Origin of the sequence: Arthrobacter sp. Soil763 (genome assembly GCF_001428365.1) — a bacterium.
Taxonomy (GTDB): Bacteria; Actinomycetota; Actinomycetes; order Actinomycetales; family Micrococcaceae; genus Arthrobacter.
Genome location: NZ_LMSH01000002.1, coordinates 965789 through 984102 on the forward strand (window position 1 = coordinate 965789; position 18314 = coordinate 984102).

Here is an 18314-nt window from a genome sequence, read left to right on the forward strand (position 1 = left end):
TGAAGGCCCGGGCGCCGGCTCAGGAGACGCTGCCAAGCTCCTTGGTGTCCTGGGCTTCCATCCGCGGGTCGGTCCCGAGCAGGCGGCGCAGGGAGGCCAGCCGGGCCGGGCCGGACGGGCCGGCGTGTCCGGCCTGGACCCAGGCGTCCACGCCGCAGTTGACCGCGGTGGCGTCGTGCTTGCAGCCGCGTTCGCAGTCCTCGGTGCCCGGTTCCAGGTCCGGGAAGGAGTGCAGGATCCGGTCCGGGTCCACGTGGGCCAGGCCGAAGGAGCGGATGCCGGGGGTGTCGATGATCCAGCTGCCGGCCGGAGCGTCGCTGACTTTCAGCGCCAGCGCGGAGGAGGAGGTGTGCCGGCCGCGGCCGGTGACGGCATTGACGCCGCCGGTGGCCCGTTCGGCGCCGGTGAGCGCGTTCACCATGGTGGATTTGCCGACGCCGGAGTGGCCGAGCATGACGGTGACCTTACCGTCGAGGTGCGCCCGGAGCTGGGAGACGGCGTCCCGGTCCAGCCGGGCGGAGAGGCCGTCGTCGGAGCGGGCGTCGATGCCCGAGGCGGCCGAGTCGGCGGTCTTGGAGATGATCACCGGGAAATCCAGGTGCCGGTAGTTGGCGAGCAGTTCGGCGGGATCCTTGACGTCGGCCTTGGTGACCAGCAGCAGAGGTTCGATGCCGGCGTCGTAGGCCGCCACCAGGGCGCGGTCGATGAAACCGGTGCGCGGCTCCGGGTTGGCCGCGGCAACGACGACGACCAGCTGGTCGGCGTTGGCGACGACGGCACGTTCGATCGGGTCGGTGTCATCCGCGCTGCGGCGCAGGAGCGTCCGGCGGTCCTGGATCTTGACCAGGCGCGCCAGCGTGTCGGGTTCGCCGCTGACGTCCCCGACGAGGGCGACGAAGTCCCCGGCAACCACCGGATTGCGACGCAACTCCCGTGCCCGGGCTGCGATGATCTTGCGTTCGTCGGTAGTGCCCTCGTCGACGACGGCGGTGTAGCGGCCGCGGTCCACGGTGATGATCCGGCCGGTGACGGCGTCGTCGTAGCTGGGCCGGTCCTTGGTGCGCGGGCGGGAGCCCTTCTTGTTGGGCCGGATCCGGACGTCGGATTCGTCCCAGGAGTCAGTGCTGCGGGCCACCGGTGGCGTCCTTGTCTGCGGTGTTGTCCTGGCCGAGCATGGCCTCCCAGAGCTGCGGGAAGTCAGGCATGGTCTTGGCCGTGGTGCCGATGTCCTCGACCTCCACCCCGGGGACCGCAAGGCCCCAGATGGCGCCGGCGGTCGCCATGCGGTGGTCGGCGTAGCTGTGCACGACGCCGCCGTGCAGCGGCGCCGGGCGGATGGTGAGCCCGTCCGCGGTTTCCTCCGCATCGCCGCCAAGCCGGTTGATCTCGGTGACGAGGGCGGCGAGCCGGTCCGTTTCGTGGCCGCGCAGGTGTGCGATGCCGGTCAGGGTCGAGGGACCGGTGGCCAGGGCGCACAGGGCCGCGACGGTGGGCGCGAGTTCGCTGGTGTCGGCGAACCGCCCGCCCGTGATCTGGGGGCCGCCGGTGACTTTGAGGGTGCCGTCGGCCAGCGTGACGGTGGCGCCCATGGCCGGCAGGATGCTCCGCCACAGGTCGCCCACCTGGGTGGTGCCGACGGGCCAGTTGGGAATGCGGACGGTGCCGCCGGTGGCCAGGGCAGCGGCCAGGAACGGCCCGGCGTTGGAGAGGTCCTGTTCGATCCGCCGGTCGAAGGCCCGGATGGGCCCGGGGGCGACGCTCCAGTGGTTGGGGACCGAATCGTCAACGTTGACGCCGACGCTGCGCAGCACGGCGACGGTCATTTTGATGTGGTCCAGGCTGGGGACCGGGGCGCCGGGGTGCTCGGCGCTGCGGTGCTCTAGGTGGAGTCCGTCGCGGAACCGGGCGCCCACCAGCAGCAGGGCGGAGACGAACTGCGACGAGGCCCCGGCATCGATCACCAGATGCCCGCCGCGGACCTCCCCGGTTCCCTGCACCGCGAACGGCAGCGACGAGGCGGGCCCACCCTCGGGTGCGCCCACGGCCACGCCGAGGCCGGCGAGGGCCTCGATGATGGTGCCCATCGGCCGTTTGCGGGCATGCGGGTCGCCGTCGAACACCGTCGTGCCGCGGTGCAGTGCCGCCAGCGGGGGCACGAAACGCATGACCGTTCCGGCCAGGCCGCAGTCGATGGCCGCGTCCGCCGCGGCGGCGTCCGGGGCGATCGGGGTGATCTCCAGGTCCGGGCCGTAGGCGCCGTCGCCGGGGACTTCGGTGATGCCCGCGCCGAGCTGACGCAGCGCAGCGATCATCAGGGCGGAGTCGCGGGAGTGCAGCGGCGCGCGGAGCCGGGAGGGCCCGTCGGCCAGGGCCGCGAGCACCAGGTACCTGTTGGTCAGCGACTTGGATCCGGGAACGGTCACGGTCGCATCGACCGGGCGCTGCGCAAACGGCGCGCGCCAGTGCGGACCGCCCGCGGCCGGCAGGGAAGGGGCTGCTGCGGAGGGGGTGCTGCCAGTCATGCGGGGTTAGGCTCCGACTGCGTGGTCCACGGCCTTGCGGACCGCCTTGTCAGCCTTCTTGAGCTTCTTTTCGGTGCTCTTGCGCGCGTCGGCGGCCAGGTGCGCGGTGCTCTTGCGGGCATCGGCGGCCAGGTGTTCGGCGCGCCAGGCCAGGCTGGGCTTTCCGGCGGTGTCCACGGAGGCCAGCAGGACGCCGCCGGTGAGCGTGACGTTCTTCAGCAGCTGCTTGCGGCGGGCGTCACGGCCTTCCTTGGACGTGATGTCGGCGCTGCGCCATTCGACGTACGCGTTGAGTGCGGAAATTACCGCCAGGACGGTGGCGGCGAGGCGGGCGGACTTGCCGAGCGCCAGGCAGACGCCGGCGCCGACCTGGGTGCCGCCGAGAACGCGGGCCAGGACCTTCTCGTTGGTCTGGAACGGCAGCGTCTCGGCCGCGCGGCGCAGCAGGGGGGAGAGCTGCGTGGCCGTGTCATCCGCGTTCCGGAGCTTGTCCATGCCTGCGAGGACGAAACTGGAGGCGAGCATGGGGCGGGCAAGAAAGCGGACAAACGACATGAATTTCCTCCTGGATGGACGAACCGCGGACGCTGTGCGGGGGAACCGGTTCTAGTCTTGCACTTTTGTGGAATATTTGCCCGTCCCCGGGGGTTGTGCATGACAGCTTTGGACGCAAACAGGAAGGCGGAGCTTTGGTGCTGGTGAACGACGCAGGACTGCTTGACGCGGTCCCCGTGAACCCGTGGGCCGATGCCTTCACGGGTGTCCCGGACGCCCGCCGGAAGGTGACAGTAGACTTGAAGGCAATGAGCACCATGGATCCGGCCGTTGCGGCCACGCACGAGGTAGCCGGAAACGACGACGCCAAGCCCGCCGACAGCGCCGCCGCGGAGGCGGCCGCCGGAGAAACCGTCGCGGCGGATGGCACCGGCCAGCCGCTGGACACCTCCGCCGAAAGCTCCGAAGAGCGCCGCCTGCGGTTCGAACGCGACGCGATGCAGTACGTGGACCAGCTGTATTCCGCTGCCATGCGGATGGCCCGCAACCCGGCGGACGCCGAGGACCTCGTCCAGGAGGCCTACACCAAGGCGTTCTCCGCGTTCCACCAGTACAAGCCGGGAACGAACCTGAAGGCCTGGCTGTACCGGATCCTCACCAACACGTACATCAACCTGTACCGCAAGCGGCAGCGCGAACCGCTGCAGTCGAACTCGGACACCATTGAGGACTGGCAGCTGGCGCGGGCCGAGTCGCACACGTCGACCGGGCTGCGCTCGGCGGAGGCAGAGGCGCTGGACCACCTGCCCGACTCGGACGTGAAGCGGGCCCTGCAGTCGATCCCGGAGGAGTTCCGCCTGGCGGTCTACTTCGCCGACGTGGAGGGCTTCGCGTACAAGGAAATTTCAGACATCATGAACACCCCCATCGGGACCGTCATGTCCCGGCTGCACCGCGGCCGGAGGATGCTGCGGGACATGCTGGCCGACTACGCGGCCGAGCGGGGATTCAGGGCCGCGGGCGGGACTGCCGCAGCGGCCGACGGCAACAATCAGGAGAACAGGAAATGAGCGACTGCCAGGGACTGGGCGACTGCGACGACACCCGGATGCAGCGCATCTACGAATACCTCGACGGCGCCCTGACGCACGATGACATCGCCGAGATCAAGCAGCACCTGGACGAGTGCCCGGAGTGCCACGAGCAGTACGACCTTGAGTGCGTCATCCGCGTCATGGTCAAGCGCTCCTGCACGGAGGCCGCGCCGGAGAACCTCAAGAATTCCATCCTCGACCGGATCCATTCGATCCGCCCGGTCGACGCCGAGGCCTAGGCGCTGCAGGCTGCTGCCGCCGGCCAAACGAAAGACCCCGGGAACCGTGCGGTTCCCGGGGTCTTTCGCTTAAAGCTGTCTATCCAAGCCGTGGCTTAGGTGTTGGGGCGCTTACCGTGGTTCGCGCCGCCACGCTTACGGTCACGACGTTTACGTGCACGCTTGCTCATAGCTGGCCTCCTTAATCTTGATACTCAAAAGAGCTGCCCTCAAGTCTCCCACATCGTCGGAGCCGCCGCGAACCGGGACGCGGCCGCCGCCGCTCAGTCCTCCAGCGAGTTGCGGATGGAGATCCGGGCCTGGTCCAGCACGGTGCGGACCGTTTCCAGGGTCACCGGGCTGACGGGCCGGGCCCCGGCGTGCCGCCGCAGCTCGATCCTGATGTCATCCCGGAAGGACTGCACCAGCATCTCGGCCTCGCGCAGGCGGCGGTCGCCTTCCTTGGAGTAGCGCACGGCCGCCGGTGCGGCGCTGCGGGCGGTGGCGCGGGCCGCCTCGGCCGTGGCGGCCAGGTCGGCGCGCAGGCCCTGCATGTTGGCCCGGATGTCCTGGCGCAGCTTGTCCGCGAGCCGCCGGACCGACGCGGAGATGTCGTTCTCCACATCGGCCAGTTCCCCGCGCCGGGCCTCGAGCTCCACCAGGCCCGCCGGGGTGATGCTGTAGTTCGTGCGCCGGCCCTCCGTGTGGGTGGCCACCAGGCCTTCCTCCTCCAGCTTCGCCAGCCGGGGGTAGATGGTTCCGGCGCTGGGGGAGTAGGTGCCGCCGAAGCGGTCGCTGAGGGCCTTGATCAGTTCGTAGCCGTGTTTGGGGCCGGATTCCAGCAGGGCCAGGAGGTACAGCCGCAGCGCGCCGTGGGCGAAGACCGGGGGCATCAGAGCCCCGCTTCTGCGTCCGGGCTCGGCTCGCTGTGGAAGATGGAGGTCTTGCCCGAGACCGAATTCGTCCTGACCAGCATCAGCTTGGCATCCGGGCCGGCGATGGTCTGGACGTTGCCGGCCGGCTGGGCGTACCGCTGGTCGTCAATGACGACGGCGCCGCTGGCCGACTTCGCGATGATGTCCACGCCCACGTCGTGCGGCAGCCGGATGGTGACGTCGCCGGAGACGGAGTTGGCACCGAAATCCTGGGTGAAACCGTGCAGGTCGAAGTTCAGGTCGCCGCTGACGGTGTTGGCCCGGATGTTGCTGAACTCGCCCGAGGCGGTCACTTCGCCGGAGACGCTCTTGGCCGTCAGCACGCCGTGGTGGTTTCGGACGATGACGTCCCCGCTGACCGTGCCCACGCCGAGTTCGCCGGTGGTGCCGTCGGCCAGGACGGAGCCCGAGACGGTGTTGAGCCTGGTGTGGCCGCTGAGCCCGGAGACCATGCCGTCGCCGCTGACCGTGCCGGCCTCGACGTCGACGCCGGCGGGCAGGGCAATGCTGACCACCACGGAGTTGCTGGAGTTGTTGTTGACCGTGCCCATCAGGTTCTTGAACCAGCCCTGCGGGCCGTGCAGCTGGTGCCGCAGCTCCAGCCGGCCGTCCGTGAGGCTGACCGCCAGCGGGTCGCCGTCGACCTCGGAGACCTCCACCCGGGCCACCGCCTCATCGTGGGTGACGATGTCGAAGCGGCCGCGGACGATTCCGAGCTTGAGTGAGCGGACGCCGTCGACGTCGATGGTCTGGGGACCGGTGACGGTCCACGCATTCTGTTCCATGGTTCCTCCGGATTGCGGATGGGACGCGGAATCGCTGCATCATCGCTTGCGATATATCGCGTTTATGGTTCCACGATAAGGTGCCGCCGGACAAAGATCAAGATATATCGCGAGTCAATTTTGGGCCGCTGCCGGGCTGTCCGCCGCGGCCTGGATGGGGTCACTGGGCTCACGACTGGCTTACAGTTTTCGTCCTTCCGACGCCGCTGTTCGACGTCGTGTCCGGCGGCGCGGAAGGCGGGGGCACCGTCGGGCTGTTCGGCCTCGGTCTGACCCTGCTGGCTGCCGGGCTGGTCCTCGCAGCCGTGGGCATCCGCCTGCGGTCACGCCCCCTGCGGACTCCGCGCAGCTACGACACCCGGGCACCCGCAGCTTCCGACGCGGACCGTCCGGTGAACCCGCATGCCCTGCCCAAGTCCTACGGGGCCATCCCGCCGGCCGGTTAGCCGGCCCGGCCCGTGGACTACTCCGGGGCCTCCATGCCAAGCCACTGGAACCAGCCCCGGTGGAGCACGAGCCAGGCCATCAGGCCGTAGCCGGCCTGTCCCGGGGTGCCGCCGTTGGCGGCGAGGTCCTGGCGCCACTGCTCGTGGTTCAGCAGCGGCGAAAAGGTGTCCACGTAGAGGTGCTTGCGGCGCGTGGTGACGTCGGCAAAGGCGGTGTTCAGCTCGCCCAACCGCCGGTTCTGGGCCGGGTCCAGGGTTGGCGGCGGCCCGACGACGAACACCTCGATCTTGTGCTGGGACGCCGAGTCCAGGATGTTGGCGAGGTTGAGCCTGCTGCGGGCGGTGGAGAGCCCGTACTCGATGTCACGCCCGGACAGGCCGATCACCAGCCGGTTGTCGTGCCGGGGGTCGAAGCGCCGGCCGGCTTCTTCCAGCCAGCGTTCGGCCAGGCCCTCGGTGCCTTCCTCGGGGCAGGGCAGCGGATAGCTCTCCAGGGACCGGCCGTCCTGCGGGGTGCGGGCCAGCACGCGCCCCAGCCAGCCCAGCGCCCGGGGGTCTCCCAGTCCTGCCAGCAGTTCATCCCCAACGGCCGCGATCCGCAGCTTCCGATCTTCCACGACTACCTCTTCACTCCCGGTACCGGTCGTCCGCCTCCGCCTTCGGGGCGGGAGGCCGGTTTAAACAACGCTGCCCGGCCGGAGTCGTGGAGTTCCACTTCCGGCCGGGCAGCCTGACCTACTTACGTGCGAATGCGTGCTTGAGCAGGGCGTCCTGCTCGGCGGCGTGGCGCTTCATCGACCCGGCCGCGGTGGATGCGGAGGCGGGCCGCGAGACCAGCCGCACGCGGCGGTCCAGGGCGTCCGGCAGGTTCAGGCCGATGAACGGCCACGGTCCCTGGTTGGCCGGTTCGTCCTGCGCCCAGACGACCTCGGCGTTCGGGTACTTGGCCAGCTCGGCGGCGATTTCCTCGGCGGGCAGCGGGTACAGCTGCTCGACGCGGACGATCGCCGTCGTGGTGTTGCCGGTCTTCTGCCGGGTGGAGAGCAGATCGTAGTACAGCCGGCCGGAGAGCAGCAGCACGCGGTCGACGGCGTCGGCCTGCAGCTGCTCGTGCTCCGGGATGACCGGCCGGAAGGTGCCCGTGGTGAAGTCCTCGACCGAGGACGCCGCGGCCTTCAGGCGCAGGAGCTGCTTCGGGGTGAAGATGATCAGCGGCTTCCGCGGCCGGCTGTACGCCTGGCGGCGCAGCAGGTGGAAGTGCGAGGCCGGCGTCGTGGGGTTGGCCACGATCATGTTCTCCTCGGCGCACAGCTGCAGGAAGCGCTCGATCCGGGCCGAGGAGTGGTCCGGGCCCTGGCCCTCGTAGCCGTGCGGCAGCATGAGCACGAGCGAGGACCGCTGGCCCCACTTCTGCTCCGCGGACGAGATGAACTCATCGATGATGGTCTGCGCGCCGTTGACGAAGTCGCCGAACTGCGCCTCCCACAGCACCAGGGCGTCCGGGCGTTCGACAGAGTAGCCGTATTCGAAGCCCATGGCTGCGTATTCGGACAACAGCGAATCGTAGATCCAGAGCTTGGCCTGGTCCTCGGTGAGGTTCGCCAGCGGCATCCACTCTTCGCCGTTGGCGCGGTCGTGGAAGACGGCGTGGCGCTGCACGAAGGTGCCGCGGCGGGAGTCCTGGCCGGCAAGCCGGACCGGGATGCCCTCCATGGTCAGCGAGCCGAAGGCCGCCAGTTCGCCGAAGCCCCAGTCGATGCCGCCTTCGCGGGACATCACTTCACGCTTCTCCAGCAGCTGCTTGAGCTTGGCGTGGACCGTGAAGCCCTCCGGGAACTCGACGTGCGCCTTGCCGATCCGGGCCAGGGTCTCGGCCGAGATCGCGGTGGATTCGGGCGCGCCGGTGCCGGTGTCGGACTGCTGGGCAGACGGCAGCTCCAGGTCGGAGACCGCGCCGGTGTCCGCGGTGATGACCGGGATCGGGGAGGTCTGGGCGGCGTGCGTCTCGGCGAAGACCCGTTCGAGGCGTTCCTGGTAGTCGCGGAGCAGCTGCTCGGCTTCTTCCTCGGTGATGTCGCCGCGGCCGATCAGGGCTTCGGTGTAGAGCTTGCGGACCGAGCGCTTGGCCTCGATGAGGTTGTACATCAGCGGCTGCGTCATCGAGGGGTCATCGCCCTCGTTGTGGCCGCGGCGGCGGTAGCAGACCATGTCGATGACGACGTCCTTGTGGAACCGCTGGCGGAACTCGTAGGCCAGCTGGCCGATCCGGACCACGGCCTCCGGGTCGTCGCCGTTCACGTGGAAGACCGGCGCCTGGATCATCTTGGCGACGTCGGTGGAGTACGTGGAGGAACGCGAGGAGGACGGGGCGGTGGTGAAACCGACCTGGTTGTTGACGACGACGTGGATCGTGCCGCCGGTGCGGTAGCCGCGGAGCTGGGAGAGGTTCAGCGTCTCCGCCACCACGCCCTGGCCGGCGAAGGCCGCGTCGCCGTGCACCATGATCGGCAGCACGGGGAAGGTTTCGCCCTGGTCCAGGCGGTCCTGCTTGGCGCGGACGATGCCCTCCAGCACGGAGTCCACGGCTTCCAGGTGGGACGGGTTGGCGGCGAGGTAGACCTTGGTCTGCTTGCCGTTGTCCGAGGTGAAGGTGCCTTCGGTGCCGAGGTGGTACTTCACGTCGCCGGAGCCCTGCACGGAGCGGGGGTCCTGGGTGCCTTCGAATTCGCGGAAGACCTGGGCGTAGGTCTTGCCGGCAATGTTGGTGAGCACGTTCAGGCGGCCGCGGTGGGCCATGCCGATCGCGACCTCGTCCAGGCCGTCGTCGGCGGCGTCGGAGATGATGGCGTCCAGCAGCGGGATCAGCGATTCGCCGCCCTCGAGCGAGAAGCGCTTCTGGCCGACGAACTTGGTCTGCAGGAACGTTTCGAAGGCCTCGGCGGCGTTGAGCCGGGAGACGATCCGGAGCTGTTCGTCGCGGCTGGGCTTGGAGTAGGGGTGCTCAAGCTGGTCCTGGAACCACTTGCGCTCCTCCGGATCCTGGATGTGCATGTACTCGATGCCGGTGGTGCGGCAGTACGCGTCGCGGAGCACGCCGAGGATATCGCGGAACTTCAGCATCGGCTTGCCGCCGAAGCCGCCGGTGGGCCACTCGCGGTCCAGGTCCCACAGCGTCAGGCCGTAGGTCAGGACGTCGAGGTCCGGGTGCTTGCGCTGGACGTACTCCAGCGGATCGGTGTCCGCCATGAGGTGGCCGCGGACGCGGTAGGAGTGGATGAGCTGCTGGATCCGGGCGACCTTGTTGATCTCGTCGGCCGGGTCCACCTGCAGGTCCGGGCTCCAGCGCACGGGCTCGTAGGGGATGCGCAGGGATTCGAAGATCTCGTCGTAGAAGTTCTGGGCGCCGAGCAGGAGCTGGTGTACGAGCTTGAGGAACTCGCCGCTGCCGGCACCCTGGATGACGCGGTGGTCATAGGTGGAGGTCAGCGTCAGGACCTTGCTGATGGCGTTGTGGGCGATGATCTTCTCGCTGGCACCCTGGAACTCCGCCGGGTAATCCAGCGCGCCGACGCCGATGATGGCGGCCTGGCCCTTGGAGAGGCGGGGGACCGAGTGGACGGTGCCGATGCCGCCGGGGTTGGTCAGCGAGACGGTGGTGCCCGAGTGGTCGTCCGCGGTCAGCTTGCCGTTGCGGGCGCGCTTGATCAGGTCCTCGTAGGTGTGCCAGAACTCGGAGAAGTTGAGGGTCTCCGCCTTCTTGATGTTCGGGACCATGAGCAGGCGGGTGCCGTCCGGCTTGGGCATGTCGATGGCGATGCCGAAGTTCACGTGCGCGGGCTGGACTGCGACCGGCTTGCCGTCGACCTCGTCGTAGTAGACGTTCATCGAGGGGAACTGGGCGAGCGCCCGGATGACGGCGTAGCCGATCAGGTGGGTGAAGGAGACCTTGCCGCCGCGGGCGCGGGCCAGGTTGGAGTTGATCACGACGCGGTTGTCGATCAGCAGCTTGGCCGGGATGGCCCGGACGCTGGTCGCGGTGGGGACCTCAAGGCTGGTCACCATGTTTGCGGCGATGGCCTTGGCCGGGCCGCGGAGTACGGAGACGACGTCTTCCTCGGGTGCCGTGGGGGCCTTGACGTTCTTGGGCAGCTGGGCCGGGATCGGCTGGGTGCCGGCGCCGGGCTCGACGGCCTTGGAACCGTCGCGGGCGACGGTGGCCGGAGCCTTCTGCTGCGCGGCGGGCGCGGCCGGGGCGGGCGCGGCGGCCGGGGCAGCGGCGGCGGGTGCCGGGGCTGCGGGAGCTGCCGGAGCGGCGGCGGGTGCCGGCGCGACGACGGGAAGTTCGCGGGTGGACGGGTTGGAAGCCGTTGCCGAGGCTCCGTTGCTGGAAGAACTGTCGCCGGCATCGAAGGATTCGAAGAGCGGCCACCACTTGGCGTCTACCGTGTTCTTGTCCTGCTGGTAACGCTCGTACAGTTCGTCAACGAGCCACTCGTTTCCGCCAAATTCATCGGGTAGACGGTGGCTAGGCTGCTCTGGCACTTGAAATACGCCTCTTCCATGAGTTTGAATCCCGCTGGTTTCCACGGTGCCGCAGCACGTCAATCGAACCAGTTCTCCGCGTCCAGTGAACCCAGACCTTTGCCAGTCTAGTGACGATTCCGGCCAAACCGCCAATAAGCGTGACTCAAATCATCCGGGAGCCGCGCGGGCCCTCTGCCGCGGCTCCGGGAGGCGCCGCCGGCGCGGCCGGGGACTGCCCTAGAATCGCATTTGAGAACCCCTTTAAAGAGGAGCAGCCGTGCGTTTCCTGAGCGAACCGACCACCGACCTGACCTATTCGGACATCTTCCTGGTGCCGTCCCGCTCCGAGGTGACCTCCCGGCTCGACGTCGACCTGTCGGCGGATGACGGCACCGGCTCGACCATCCCGCTGGTGGTCGCGAACATGACCGCAGTGACCGGAAAGCGGATGGCCGAGACCATGGCGCGCCGCGGCGGCCTGGCGGTCCTGCCGCAGGATGTGCCGCTGGAGGTCCTGCGCGAGGTGACGTCCTGGGTCAAGGCCCGCCACACGCTTTTCGAGACGCCGGTCAGCCTGCATTCCTCCAACACGGTGGTCGATGCCTTGCACCTGATGGGCAAGCGGCCGCACGGCGCTGTGGTGGTGCTCGACGACGGCGGCGCCGTGGCCGGCGTCGTCCGTGCCGCCGACTTTGAGGGCCAGGACCGGTTCGCCTCGCTGGCCTCGGTGATGCGGCACCAGCCGCTCGTATTGGACGCCGCCGACTTCGACGCCGGCGCCGGCGCGGAGGCCGGGGCAGCCGCCCTGCGCCGGGCCTTCGATGCCATGGACGCCGCGGGAACCGATTTCGCCCCGGTGCAGCAGGACGGCGCCCTGGCCGGTGTCCTGACCCGCAAGGGGGCCCTGCGCTCCACCCTGTACCGGCCCTCCCTGGACGACGCCGGCGCGCTGAAGGTGGCGGCCGCCGTCGGTATTAACGGAGACGTCGCCGGCCGGGCCGCGGAACTCCTGGCCGCCGGCGTCAACGTGCTGGTGCTGGACACCGCGCACGGCCACCAGCAGAAGATGTTCGATGCCCTGGCAGCGGTCCGGAGGCTGGACCCCGGCGTTCCCGTGGTGGCCGGCAATGTGGTGACGGCCGAAGCCACCCGTGAGCTCATCGAGGCCGGGGCGGACATCGTGAAGGTCGGCGTCGGTCCGGGCGCCATGTGCACCACCCGGATGATGACCGCGGTGGGCCGGCCGCAGTTCTCCGCCGTGCTGGAATGCTCGGCCGCCGCGCGCGAGGCCGGCGGCCGGGTCTGGGCCGACGGCGGGGTCCGCTACCCGCGCGACGTGGCCCTGGCGCTGGCGGCCGGGGCAAGCCAGGTCATGATCGGTTCCTGGTTCGCCGGGACGCACGAGAGCCCCGGCGACCTGCAGCAGGACGCCGGCGGACGGCAGTACAAGGAAAGCTTCGGGATGGCCTCGGCACGCGCGGTGCAGAACCGCAACCAGCGCGAGGGGGCGTTTGAAAAGGACCGCAAGGCGCTCTTTGAGGAAGGCATCTCCACCTCGCGGATGTACCTGGACGCCGCCCGGCCCGGCGTCGAGGACCTGCTGGACATGATCACGGCCGGGCTGCGCAGTTCCATGAGCTACGCCGGGGCCGCGGACCTGGCCGCGTTCCGGGAGCGGGCCGTGGCCGGCATCCAGTCCGCCGCCGGGTATGAGGAGGGCCGGCCGGTCCCGCAAAGCTGGTGAGTGCCGCGGTGGCGGGCAGGCTCTGCCTGTAGACTGAAATCCTTATGGACAGTAAATCTAGGTGCCGGCCTGGGGGCTGTCAGCGCGGAACGGAAGTTCCCGCCCAGTCCACCCGCAGAGCCGGCAAACCCCGTTCACGCGCCCATCACCGCTCCGTAGCCCGGAACGCATCGTTCCACGGACAGAGTGCCCGACAGGAAACAGGGTCGGCCGCTGCTGACCATCCTCCGCCGGGACGTTTCCCCCGGCAGCCGCTCCAGCGCCGCGCCCTTCGCCACTGCAAGGCGGGCCGCTAAATGGAATGGCTGTTACTCGGAGCCGGCGTGCTCCTTATCCTCGGCACCGGTTTCTTCGTCGCCGTCGAGTTCTCCCTGGTCGCCCTTGACCAGGCCACCGTCCAGCGCGCGGTGGACAACGGCGACACCGCCGCCGCGCCGCTGCTGAAATGCCTCAAGTCGCTCTCCACCCAGCTTTCCAGCTGCCAGCTCGGCATCACCCTGACCACGCTGCTGACCGGCTACGTCATGGAACCCTCGGTCGGCCGGCTGCTCGAGGGCCCGCTGACGGCCCTGGGCCTGCCGGACGCGGCGGCCACCTCGGTCTCGCTGGTCCTGGCCATGGCGCTGGCGACCCTGCTGTCGATGCTGATCGGCGAACTGGTCCCGAAGAACATGGCGATCGCCCTGTCCTTCCCGGTGGGCAAGGCGCTGGCGAGGCCGCAGCTGGTCTTCACCGCCGTCTTCAAGCCGGCGATCATCGTGCTCAACGGCTTTTCCAACAAGGTCCTGAACGTCTTCGGCCTCGAAGCGAAGGAAGAGATCTCCGGGGCCCGCACCCCGGCCGAGCTCGCCTCGCTGGTCCGCCGCTCGGCCGCGATGGGAACCCTGGACGAACGGACCGCCAACTTCATCTCCCGGACCCTGAAGTTCTCCGGCCAGACCGCGGCCGACGTGATGACGCCCCGGATCCGGGTGGAAACGATCGACAGCCACCAGCCGGTCTCGGACATCGTCGAAGCCGCCAAGCGCACCGGATACTCCCGGTTCCCGGTGATCGGCGAATCCTCGGACGACATCCGCGGCGTCGTGCACGTCAAGAAAGCCATCGCCGTCCCGTCCGACCGCCGCGCCAACCTGGAAGCCGGGGCGATCATGACCGAGGTGCTCCGTGTGCCCGAGACCATCCACCTGGACGGGCTGCTGGCCGAACTGCGCGAGGGAAACCTGCAGCTCGCCGTCGTGCTCGATGAGTACGGCGGAACCGCCGGGATCGCCACCCTCGAGGACCTGGTGGAGGAAATCGTCGGCGAAGTCGCGGACGAACACGACAAGGTCCGGCCCGGGCTGCTGCAGAGCGCCTCGGGGGACTGGTACTTCCCCGGCCTGCTCCGGCCGGACGAACTCTCCGAACAGATCCCGGGGCTGACCGTGCCCGACGAAGCCGCCTATGAAACGGTCGGCGGCTACGTCATGAGTCAGCTCGGGCGCATCGCCGCGGTCGGCGACACGGTCGACGTCGGGGGCGGACAACTCAGCGTGACGAGGATGGACGGGCGCCGGATCGACCGGATCTGCTTCAACCCCGCCCCGCCGGAACACGAACCCCCGGCGGGCACGAACGGGCGCATCGACACCGCCGGAAAGGCCGGTGCGGCATGAGCGACTGGATGGGAATCCTCTGGCTCGCAATCCTGCTGGTCGGCAACGCCTTCTTCGTGGCGGCGGAATTCGCCGTCATGTCCGCCCGCCGCAGCCAGATCGAGCCGCTCGCGGAGGCGGGATCCAAGCGGGCCCAGACCACGCTGCGCGCCATGGAGAACGTCTCGCTGATGCTGGCCTGCGCCCAGCTGGGCATCACGGTGTGCTCGCTGCTGATCCTCCAGGTCGCCGAACCGGCGATCCACCACCTGCTGGCGGTGCCGCTGGAGGGGCTCGGCGTGCCGGTGGAAATGGCCGACGTCGCCGCGTTCGCCATCGCGCTGCTGGTGGTCACGTTCCTGCATGTCACCTTCGGCGAGATGGTGCCCAAAAACATCTCGGTGTCGGTCGCGGACAAGGCGGCCCTGCTGCTGGCGCCGCCGCTGATGCTGATCGCGCGGGCGGTCAGGCCGGCGATTGTGGCCCTCAACTGGTCGGCCAACCACATCCTGAAACTGATGCGGATCGAGCCGAAGGACGAGGTCAACTCCTCCTTCACGCTTGAGGAAGTGCAGTCGATCGTGCAGGAGTCCACGCGGCACGGGCTGGTGGACGACGACGCCGGACTCATCACCGGTGCGCTCGAGTTCTCCGAACACACCGCCTCGCAGGTGATGGTTCCACTGGGCAAGCTCGTGATGCTCAAGGCCGCCACGACGCCGGAGGAGTTCGAGAAGGCGGTGAGCCGGACCGGTTTCTCCCGGTTCCCGATGCTCGACGACGAGGGGATGCTCGCCGGCTACCTGCACATCAAGGATGTGCTCTCGATCTCCGACGCCGGCTACCAGCATCCGATCGCGGAGAGCCGGATCCGTTCGCTGGCCAACCTGGCCATGGACGACGAGATCGAGAAGGCCATGTCCGTCATGCAACGCACCGGTTCGCACCTGGCCCGCGTGATCGGACCCGACGGGCACACCCAGGGAGTCTTGTTCCTGGAGGATGTGATCGAGCAACTGGTCGGCGAAATCCGGGACGCCACCCAGGCCACCGGCTACCGCCGGCTCGGACAGGACTAGCAAGCGCGACGCGTCTATCCCTAAATAGGAATGATTCCCATTTAGGGTTAGACTCGTTGTATTGCTAACGCTTCTCAATAACAGATCCGAGGTTTCCCGTGCGCCGATCCGCCACCGCCCTCCTTTTGGCCGGGCTCAGCAGCCTGCTCCTGACCGCCTGCGGCACAGGGGCCGGCGGCGAACGCCCCGGTGCCGGTGACGGCACCGTTGAGGTGGTGGCCTCCACCAGCGTCTACGGCGACCTCATCAGCAGCATCGGCGGGGACAAGGTCAAGGTCACCTCGATCATCAACCGCACCAGCCAGGACCCGCACTCCTACGAGGCCACCACCCAGGACAAGCTGGCCGTGTCCAAGGCCGAGCTGGTGGTCGAAAACGGCGGCGGCTACGACGACTTCCTGCACAAGCTCGCCGAGGACACCGGCCTCGACGCGAAGAACCTGGTCAACGCCGTCGACGCGTTGGGGCTGGCGAGCGCTCCGGCGGACTCCGGCGCGGCCCCGTCGTCCGCGGACGCCCACGGCCATGACCACGTGGCGGCCGGCTTCAACGAACATGTCTGGTACAGCCCGGCCGCGATGATCCGGCTGGCCGACGTCCTGGCCGCCAGGCTGGGCGCCCTGGAGCCGTCCGCGGCCGGTCAATTCCGGACCAATGCCGACGCCCTGAAGAAGGAGCTCGGCGGCCTGGAAACCCGGCTCGCCGGGCTGAAAACGGCGGCCGCCCACGGCGGCGTGGCGGTCACCGAGCCGGTGCCGCTCTACCTGCTCGAGGCGGCCGGACTGGAGAACCGGACCCCGGCCGAATACACCTCGGCCATCGAGGCGGGCTCGGACGTGCCGCCGGCGGTACTGCGCTCCGCCGTCGACGTCGTCAAGTCCGGGAAGATCAGGTTGCTGGCCTACAACCCGCAGACCGAGGGGCCCCAGACACGGGCGCTCAAGGACGCCGCCGTCGCCGCGGGCGTCCCCGTGGTGGACTTCAGCGAAACCATGCCCGAGGGCAAGAGCTACCTGGCCTGGATGACCGGCAACGTGGACAACCTGGCCAAGGCCCTGGGCTGACCGGGCCTAAGATAATCGCATCGGCGTGGCCGCACCGGCCCCCGGGAATTGAGGAAGACCCAGTTGACACCCGTAGTGAGCCTGCGCGGCGCCGCCCTGAAGTTCGGCAACCGGACGCTGTGGGAGGGCCTGGACCTGGATATCAATCCGGGGGAGTTCCTTGCCGTGCTAGGGCCCAACGGCAGCGGCAAGACCACCTTCCTCAAGGTCCTGCTCGGCCTGCAGGAACTGAGCGCCGGGACCGCCGTCCTGGACGGCCGGCCGATCGCGCGCGGCAGCCGGCGCATCGGCTACGTCCCGCAGCAGGAATCCTTTGACCCGGACACGCCCCTGCGGGCCCGCGACCTGGTGGGCCTGGGCGTGGACGGGCACCGCTGGGGGATCCGGCTCGGCGGAGGCGCGGTGCGCCGCCGGATCGACGGCCTGCTCGCCGAGGTGGGCGCGCAGGATTACGCCAAGGTTCCAGTGGGCAAGCTCTCCGGCGGCGAGCAGCAACGGCTGCGGGTCGCCCAGGCCCTCGCCACCGATCCCAAGGTGCTGCTTTGCGATGAGCCTCTGCTCTCCCTTGACCTGCACCACCAGCAGGCGGTGAGCGCGCTGATCCACCAGCAGTGCCACGAACAGGACAGCGCCGTGGTGTTCGTGACCCACGAAATCAACCCGATCATGGACTACGTGGACCGGGTGCTCTACCTCGCCGGCGGCCGCTTCCGGCTGGGCACGCCCGAGGAAGTCATGACCACGGAAGTGCTGTCCGAGCTCTACGGCAGCCACGTGGAAGTCATCCGGGCGAACGGGCGGCTGATCGTCGTCGGACTGCCGGACGCCACGACGCACCACCACGAAGACGCACACGCAGTCGCCGGGGAAGTGGGCTAACAATGGACCTGGACAGCCTGCTCCACGCAATCTTCAACTTCGAAAACTACGGCGAGCTGCTCGCCCTGGTGCAGAACTCCATCTGGGCCGGCGCCGTACTGGGACTGCTCGGCGGCCTGGTCGGCACGTTCGTGATGAAACGCGACCTTGCCTTCGCCGTGCACGGCATCTCCGAGCTGTCCTTCGCGGGCGCCGCCTTCGCGCTGCTGGTGGGCGCCGACGTCGTCCTGGGCTCGCTCGCCGGCTCGGTGGTGGCCGCCCTGCTGTTGGGGCTGATGGGCGTCCGGGCCAGGGACAAGAACTCCACCATCGGGGTGCTGATGCCCTTCGGACTCGGCCTTGGCATCCTCTTCCTCTCCCTCTACGAGGGACGTGCCGCGAACAAGTTCGGCCTGCTGACCGGCCAGATCGTCTCCGTCGGCACCGTGCAGCTGCAGGTGCTGGCCGTCGCCGCCCTCGTCGTCATGCTTGCCCTGATTGCGATCTGGCGGCCGCTGACCTTCGCCAGCGTCGACCCCCGGGTTGCCGCCGCGCGCGGGGTCCCGGTCCGGGGCCTGGCCCTGGGCTTCATGCTCCTGCTCGGCGTGAGCGTGGCCCTGTCGATCCAGATTGTCGGGGCGCTGCTGGTCCTGGCCCTGCTGATCACGCCGGCTGCCGCCGCCCTGCGGGTCAGCTCGTCGCCCCGGGTGGTGGTTGTCCTGAGCGTGGTGTTCGCGGTGACGGCGACCGTGGGCGGCATCCTGCTGGCGCTCGGCGGCCGGCTGCCGATCAGCCCCTACGTGACCACGCTGTCCTTCCTGATTTACGTTATCTGCCGGATCATCGGCGGCATCCGGGATAAGCGCGGCTCCAACGGACGGACGATGCAGCCCGAGCAGGCACCGGCCTAGGC

General features: G+C 69.1%; 17 protein-coding genes. 9 read left to right on the forward strand and 8 right to left on the reverse strand.

Going from position 1 to position 18314, the window contains the following annotated elements:
• Nucleotides 1–19: 19 nt before the first annotated feature.
• Genes ASG71_RS08120 through ASG71_RS08130 form a run of 3 tightly spaced genes read right to left on the reverse strand, consistent with a single transcriptional unit; the run spans nt 20 to nt 3077 of the window.
• Nucleotides 20–1135: a ribosome small subunit-dependent GTPase A gene (locus tag ASG71_RS08120; RefSeq protein ID WP_056738133.1), complete on the reverse strand. Its 1116-nt coding sequence runs from the start codon at nt 1133–1135 to the stop codon at nt 20–22.
• A complete protein-coding gene (aroA, locus tag ASG71_RS08125; RefSeq protein ID WP_056738134.1) occupies nt 1119–2522 on the reverse strand; it encodes a 3-phosphoshikimate 1-carboxyvinyltransferase in 1404 nt (467 codons plus the stop codon). Before aroA ends, ASG71_RS08120 begins: the two co-directional genes overlap by 17 nt.
• A 6-nt stretch (nt 2523–2528) precedes the next feature.
• Entirely contained in the window at nt 2529–3077 is a 549-nt protein-coding gene (locus tag ASG71_RS08130; protein WP_056738135.1) for a DoxX family protein, read from the reverse strand.
• 248 nt (nt 3078–3325) lie between these two features.
• Between ASG71_RS08130 and ASG71_RS08135 the strand changes: the two genes are divergently transcribed.
• Entirely contained in the window at nt 3326–4087 is a 762-nt protein-coding gene (locus tag ASG71_RS08135; RefSeq protein WP_082575020.1) for a sigma-70 family RNA polymerase sigma factor, read from the forward strand.
• Nucleotides 4084–4350: a mycothiol system anti-sigma-R factor gene (rsrA, locus tag ASG71_RS08140; protein WP_056738136.1), complete on the forward strand. Its 267-nt coding sequence runs from the start codon at nt 4084–4086 to the stop codon at nt 4348–4350. Before ASG71_RS08135 ends, rsrA begins: the two co-directional genes overlap by 4 nt.
• A gap of 95 nt (nt 4351–4445) precedes the next feature.
• Here the strand turns inward: rsrA and ASG71_RS17205 are convergent, their stop codons facing one another.
• The 3 genes from ASG71_RS17205 to ASG71_RS08150 form a co-directional block, all read right to left on the reverse strand.
• On the reverse strand, nt 4446–4520 hold the full coding sequence (locus ASG71_RS17205; protein ID WP_369299106.1) for a 50S ribosomal protein bL37: 75 nt from the start codon (nt 4518–4520) through the stop codon (nt 4446–4448).
• Between the two features lie 93 nt (nt 4521–4613).
• Nucleotides 4614–5222, reverse strand: coding sequence for a PadR family transcriptional regulator (locus ASG71_RS08145; protein WP_056738137.1), 609 nt, complete (start codon nt 5220–5222; stop codon nt 4614–4616).
• Nucleotides 5222–6049: a DUF4097 family beta strand repeat-containing protein gene (locus tag ASG71_RS08150; RefSeq protein ID WP_056738138.1), complete on the reverse strand. Its 828-nt coding sequence runs from the start codon at nt 6047–6049 to the stop codon at nt 5222–5224. Before ASG71_RS08150 ends, ASG71_RS08145 begins: the two co-directional genes overlap by 1 nt.
• 218 nt (nt 6050–6267) lie before the next feature.
• On the opposite strand from ASG71_RS08150, the gene ASG71_RS08155 reads away from it, so the two are divergent.
• A complete protein-coding gene (locus tag ASG71_RS08155; protein WP_056738139.1) occupies nt 6268–6495 on the forward strand; it encodes a hypothetical protein in 228 nt (75 codons plus the stop codon).
• Between the two features lie 17 nt (nt 6496–6512).
• On the opposite strand, the gene ASG71_RS08160 is transcribed toward ASG71_RS08155, so the two are convergent.
• Both ASG71_RS08160 and ASG71_RS08165 read right to left on the reverse strand, forming a co-directional pair.
• The gene (locus ASG71_RS08160) at nt 6513–7112 is read right to left on the reverse strand and encodes a GDSL-type esterase/lipase family protein (RefSeq protein WP_056738140.1); all 600 of its coding nucleotides are present in this window, start codon (nt 7110–7112) and stop codon (nt 6513–6515) included.
• Nucleotides 7113–7230: 118 nt separating this feature from the next.
• Nucleotides 7231–11037 carry a multifunctional oxoglutarate decarboxylase/oxoglutarate dehydrogenase thiamine pyrophosphate-binding subunit/dihydrolipoyllysine-residue succinyltransferase subunit gene (locus tag ASG71_RS08165; protein WP_056738141.1) on the reverse strand — a complete coding sequence of 1269 codons (3807 nt, stop codon included), beginning with the start codon at nt 11035–11037 and terminating at the stop codon, nt 7231–7233.
• 259 nt (nt 11038–11296) lie between these two features.
• Between ASG71_RS08165 and ASG71_RS08170 the strand changes: the two genes are divergently transcribed.
• From ASG71_RS08170 to ASG71_RS08195, 6 genes are all read left to right on the forward strand, one after another.
• Nucleotides 11297–12763 (forward strand): GuaB1 family IMP dehydrogenase-related protein, encoded by a 1467-nt coding sequence (locus tag ASG71_RS08170; protein WP_056738142.1) that lies wholly within the window; start codon nt 11297–11299, stop codon nt 12761–12763.
• Nucleotides 12764–13059: 296 nt separating this feature from the next.
• The gene (locus ASG71_RS08175) at nt 13060–14421 is read left to right on the forward strand and encodes a hemolysin family protein (RefSeq protein ID WP_056738143.1); all 1362 of its coding nucleotides are present in this window, start codon (nt 13060–13062) and stop codon (nt 14419–14421) included.
• Nucleotides 14418–15479, forward strand: coding sequence for a hemolysin family protein (locus ASG71_RS08180; RefSeq protein WP_056738144.1), 1062 nt, complete (start codon nt 14418–14420; stop codon nt 15477–15479). Before ASG71_RS08175 ends, ASG71_RS08180 begins: the two co-directional genes overlap by 4 nt.
• Nucleotides 15480–15577: 98 nt before the next feature.
• Nucleotides 15578–16543 (forward strand): metal ABC transporter solute-binding protein, Zn/Mn family, encoded by a 966-nt coding sequence (locus ASG71_RS08185; protein WP_056738145.1) that lies wholly within the window; start codon nt 15578–15580, stop codon nt 16541–16543.
• A 63-nt stretch (nt 16544–16606) separates the two neighbouring features.
• Nucleotides 16607–17422, forward strand: coding sequence for a metal ABC transporter ATP-binding protein (locus tag ASG71_RS08190; RefSeq protein WP_200947952.1), 816 nt, complete (start codon nt 16607–16609; stop codon nt 17420–17422).
• 2 nt (nt 17423–17424) lie between these two features.
• The gene (locus ASG71_RS08195; protein ID WP_056738147.1) at nt 17425–18312 is read left to right on the forward strand and encodes a metal ABC transporter permease; all 888 of its coding nucleotides are present in this window, start codon (nt 17425–17427) and stop codon (nt 18310–18312) included.
• Nucleotides 18313–18314 lie beyond the last annotated feature (2 nt).

Excerpts from the sequence above, each read along its gene's own strand:
- ASG71_RS08130 (WP_056738135.1), bottom strand. The coding sequence starts at position 3,077 with ATGTCGTTTGTCCGCTTTCTTGCCCGCCCCATGCTCGCCTCCAGTTTC.
- ASG71_RS08175 (WP_056738143.1), top strand. The coding sequence starts at position 13,060 with ATGGAATGGCTGTTACTCGGAGCCGGCGTGCTCCTTATCCTCGGCACC.
- ASG71_RS08150 (WP_056738138.1), bottom strand. The coding sequence starts at position 6,049 with ATGGAACAGAATGCGTGGACCGTCACCGGTCCCCAGACCATCGACGTC.
- ASG71_RS08180 (WP_056738144.1), top strand. The coding sequence starts at position 14,418 with ATGAGCGACTGGATGGGAATCCTCTGGCTCGCAATCCTGCTGGTCGGC.
- aroA (WP_056738134.1), bottom strand. The coding sequence starts at position 2,522 with ATGACTGGCAGCACCCCCTCCGCAGCAGCCCCTTCCCTGCCGGCCGCG.
- ASG71_RS08145 (WP_056738137.1), bottom strand. The coding sequence starts at position 5,222 with ATGCCCCCGGTCTTCGCCCACGGCGCGCTGCGGCTGTACCTCCTGGCC.
- ASG71_RS08135 (WP_082575020.1), top strand. The coding sequence starts at position 3,326 with ATGAGCACCATGGATCCGGCCGTTGCGGCCACGCACGAGGTAGCCGGA.
- rsrA (WP_056738136.1), top strand. The coding sequence starts at position 4,084 with ATGAGCGACTGCCAGGGACTGGGCGACTGCGACGACACCCGGATGCAG.
- ASG71_RS08195 (WP_056738147.1), top strand. The coding sequence starts at position 17,425 with ATGGACCTGGACAGCCTGCTCCACGCAATCTTCAACTTCGAAAACTAC.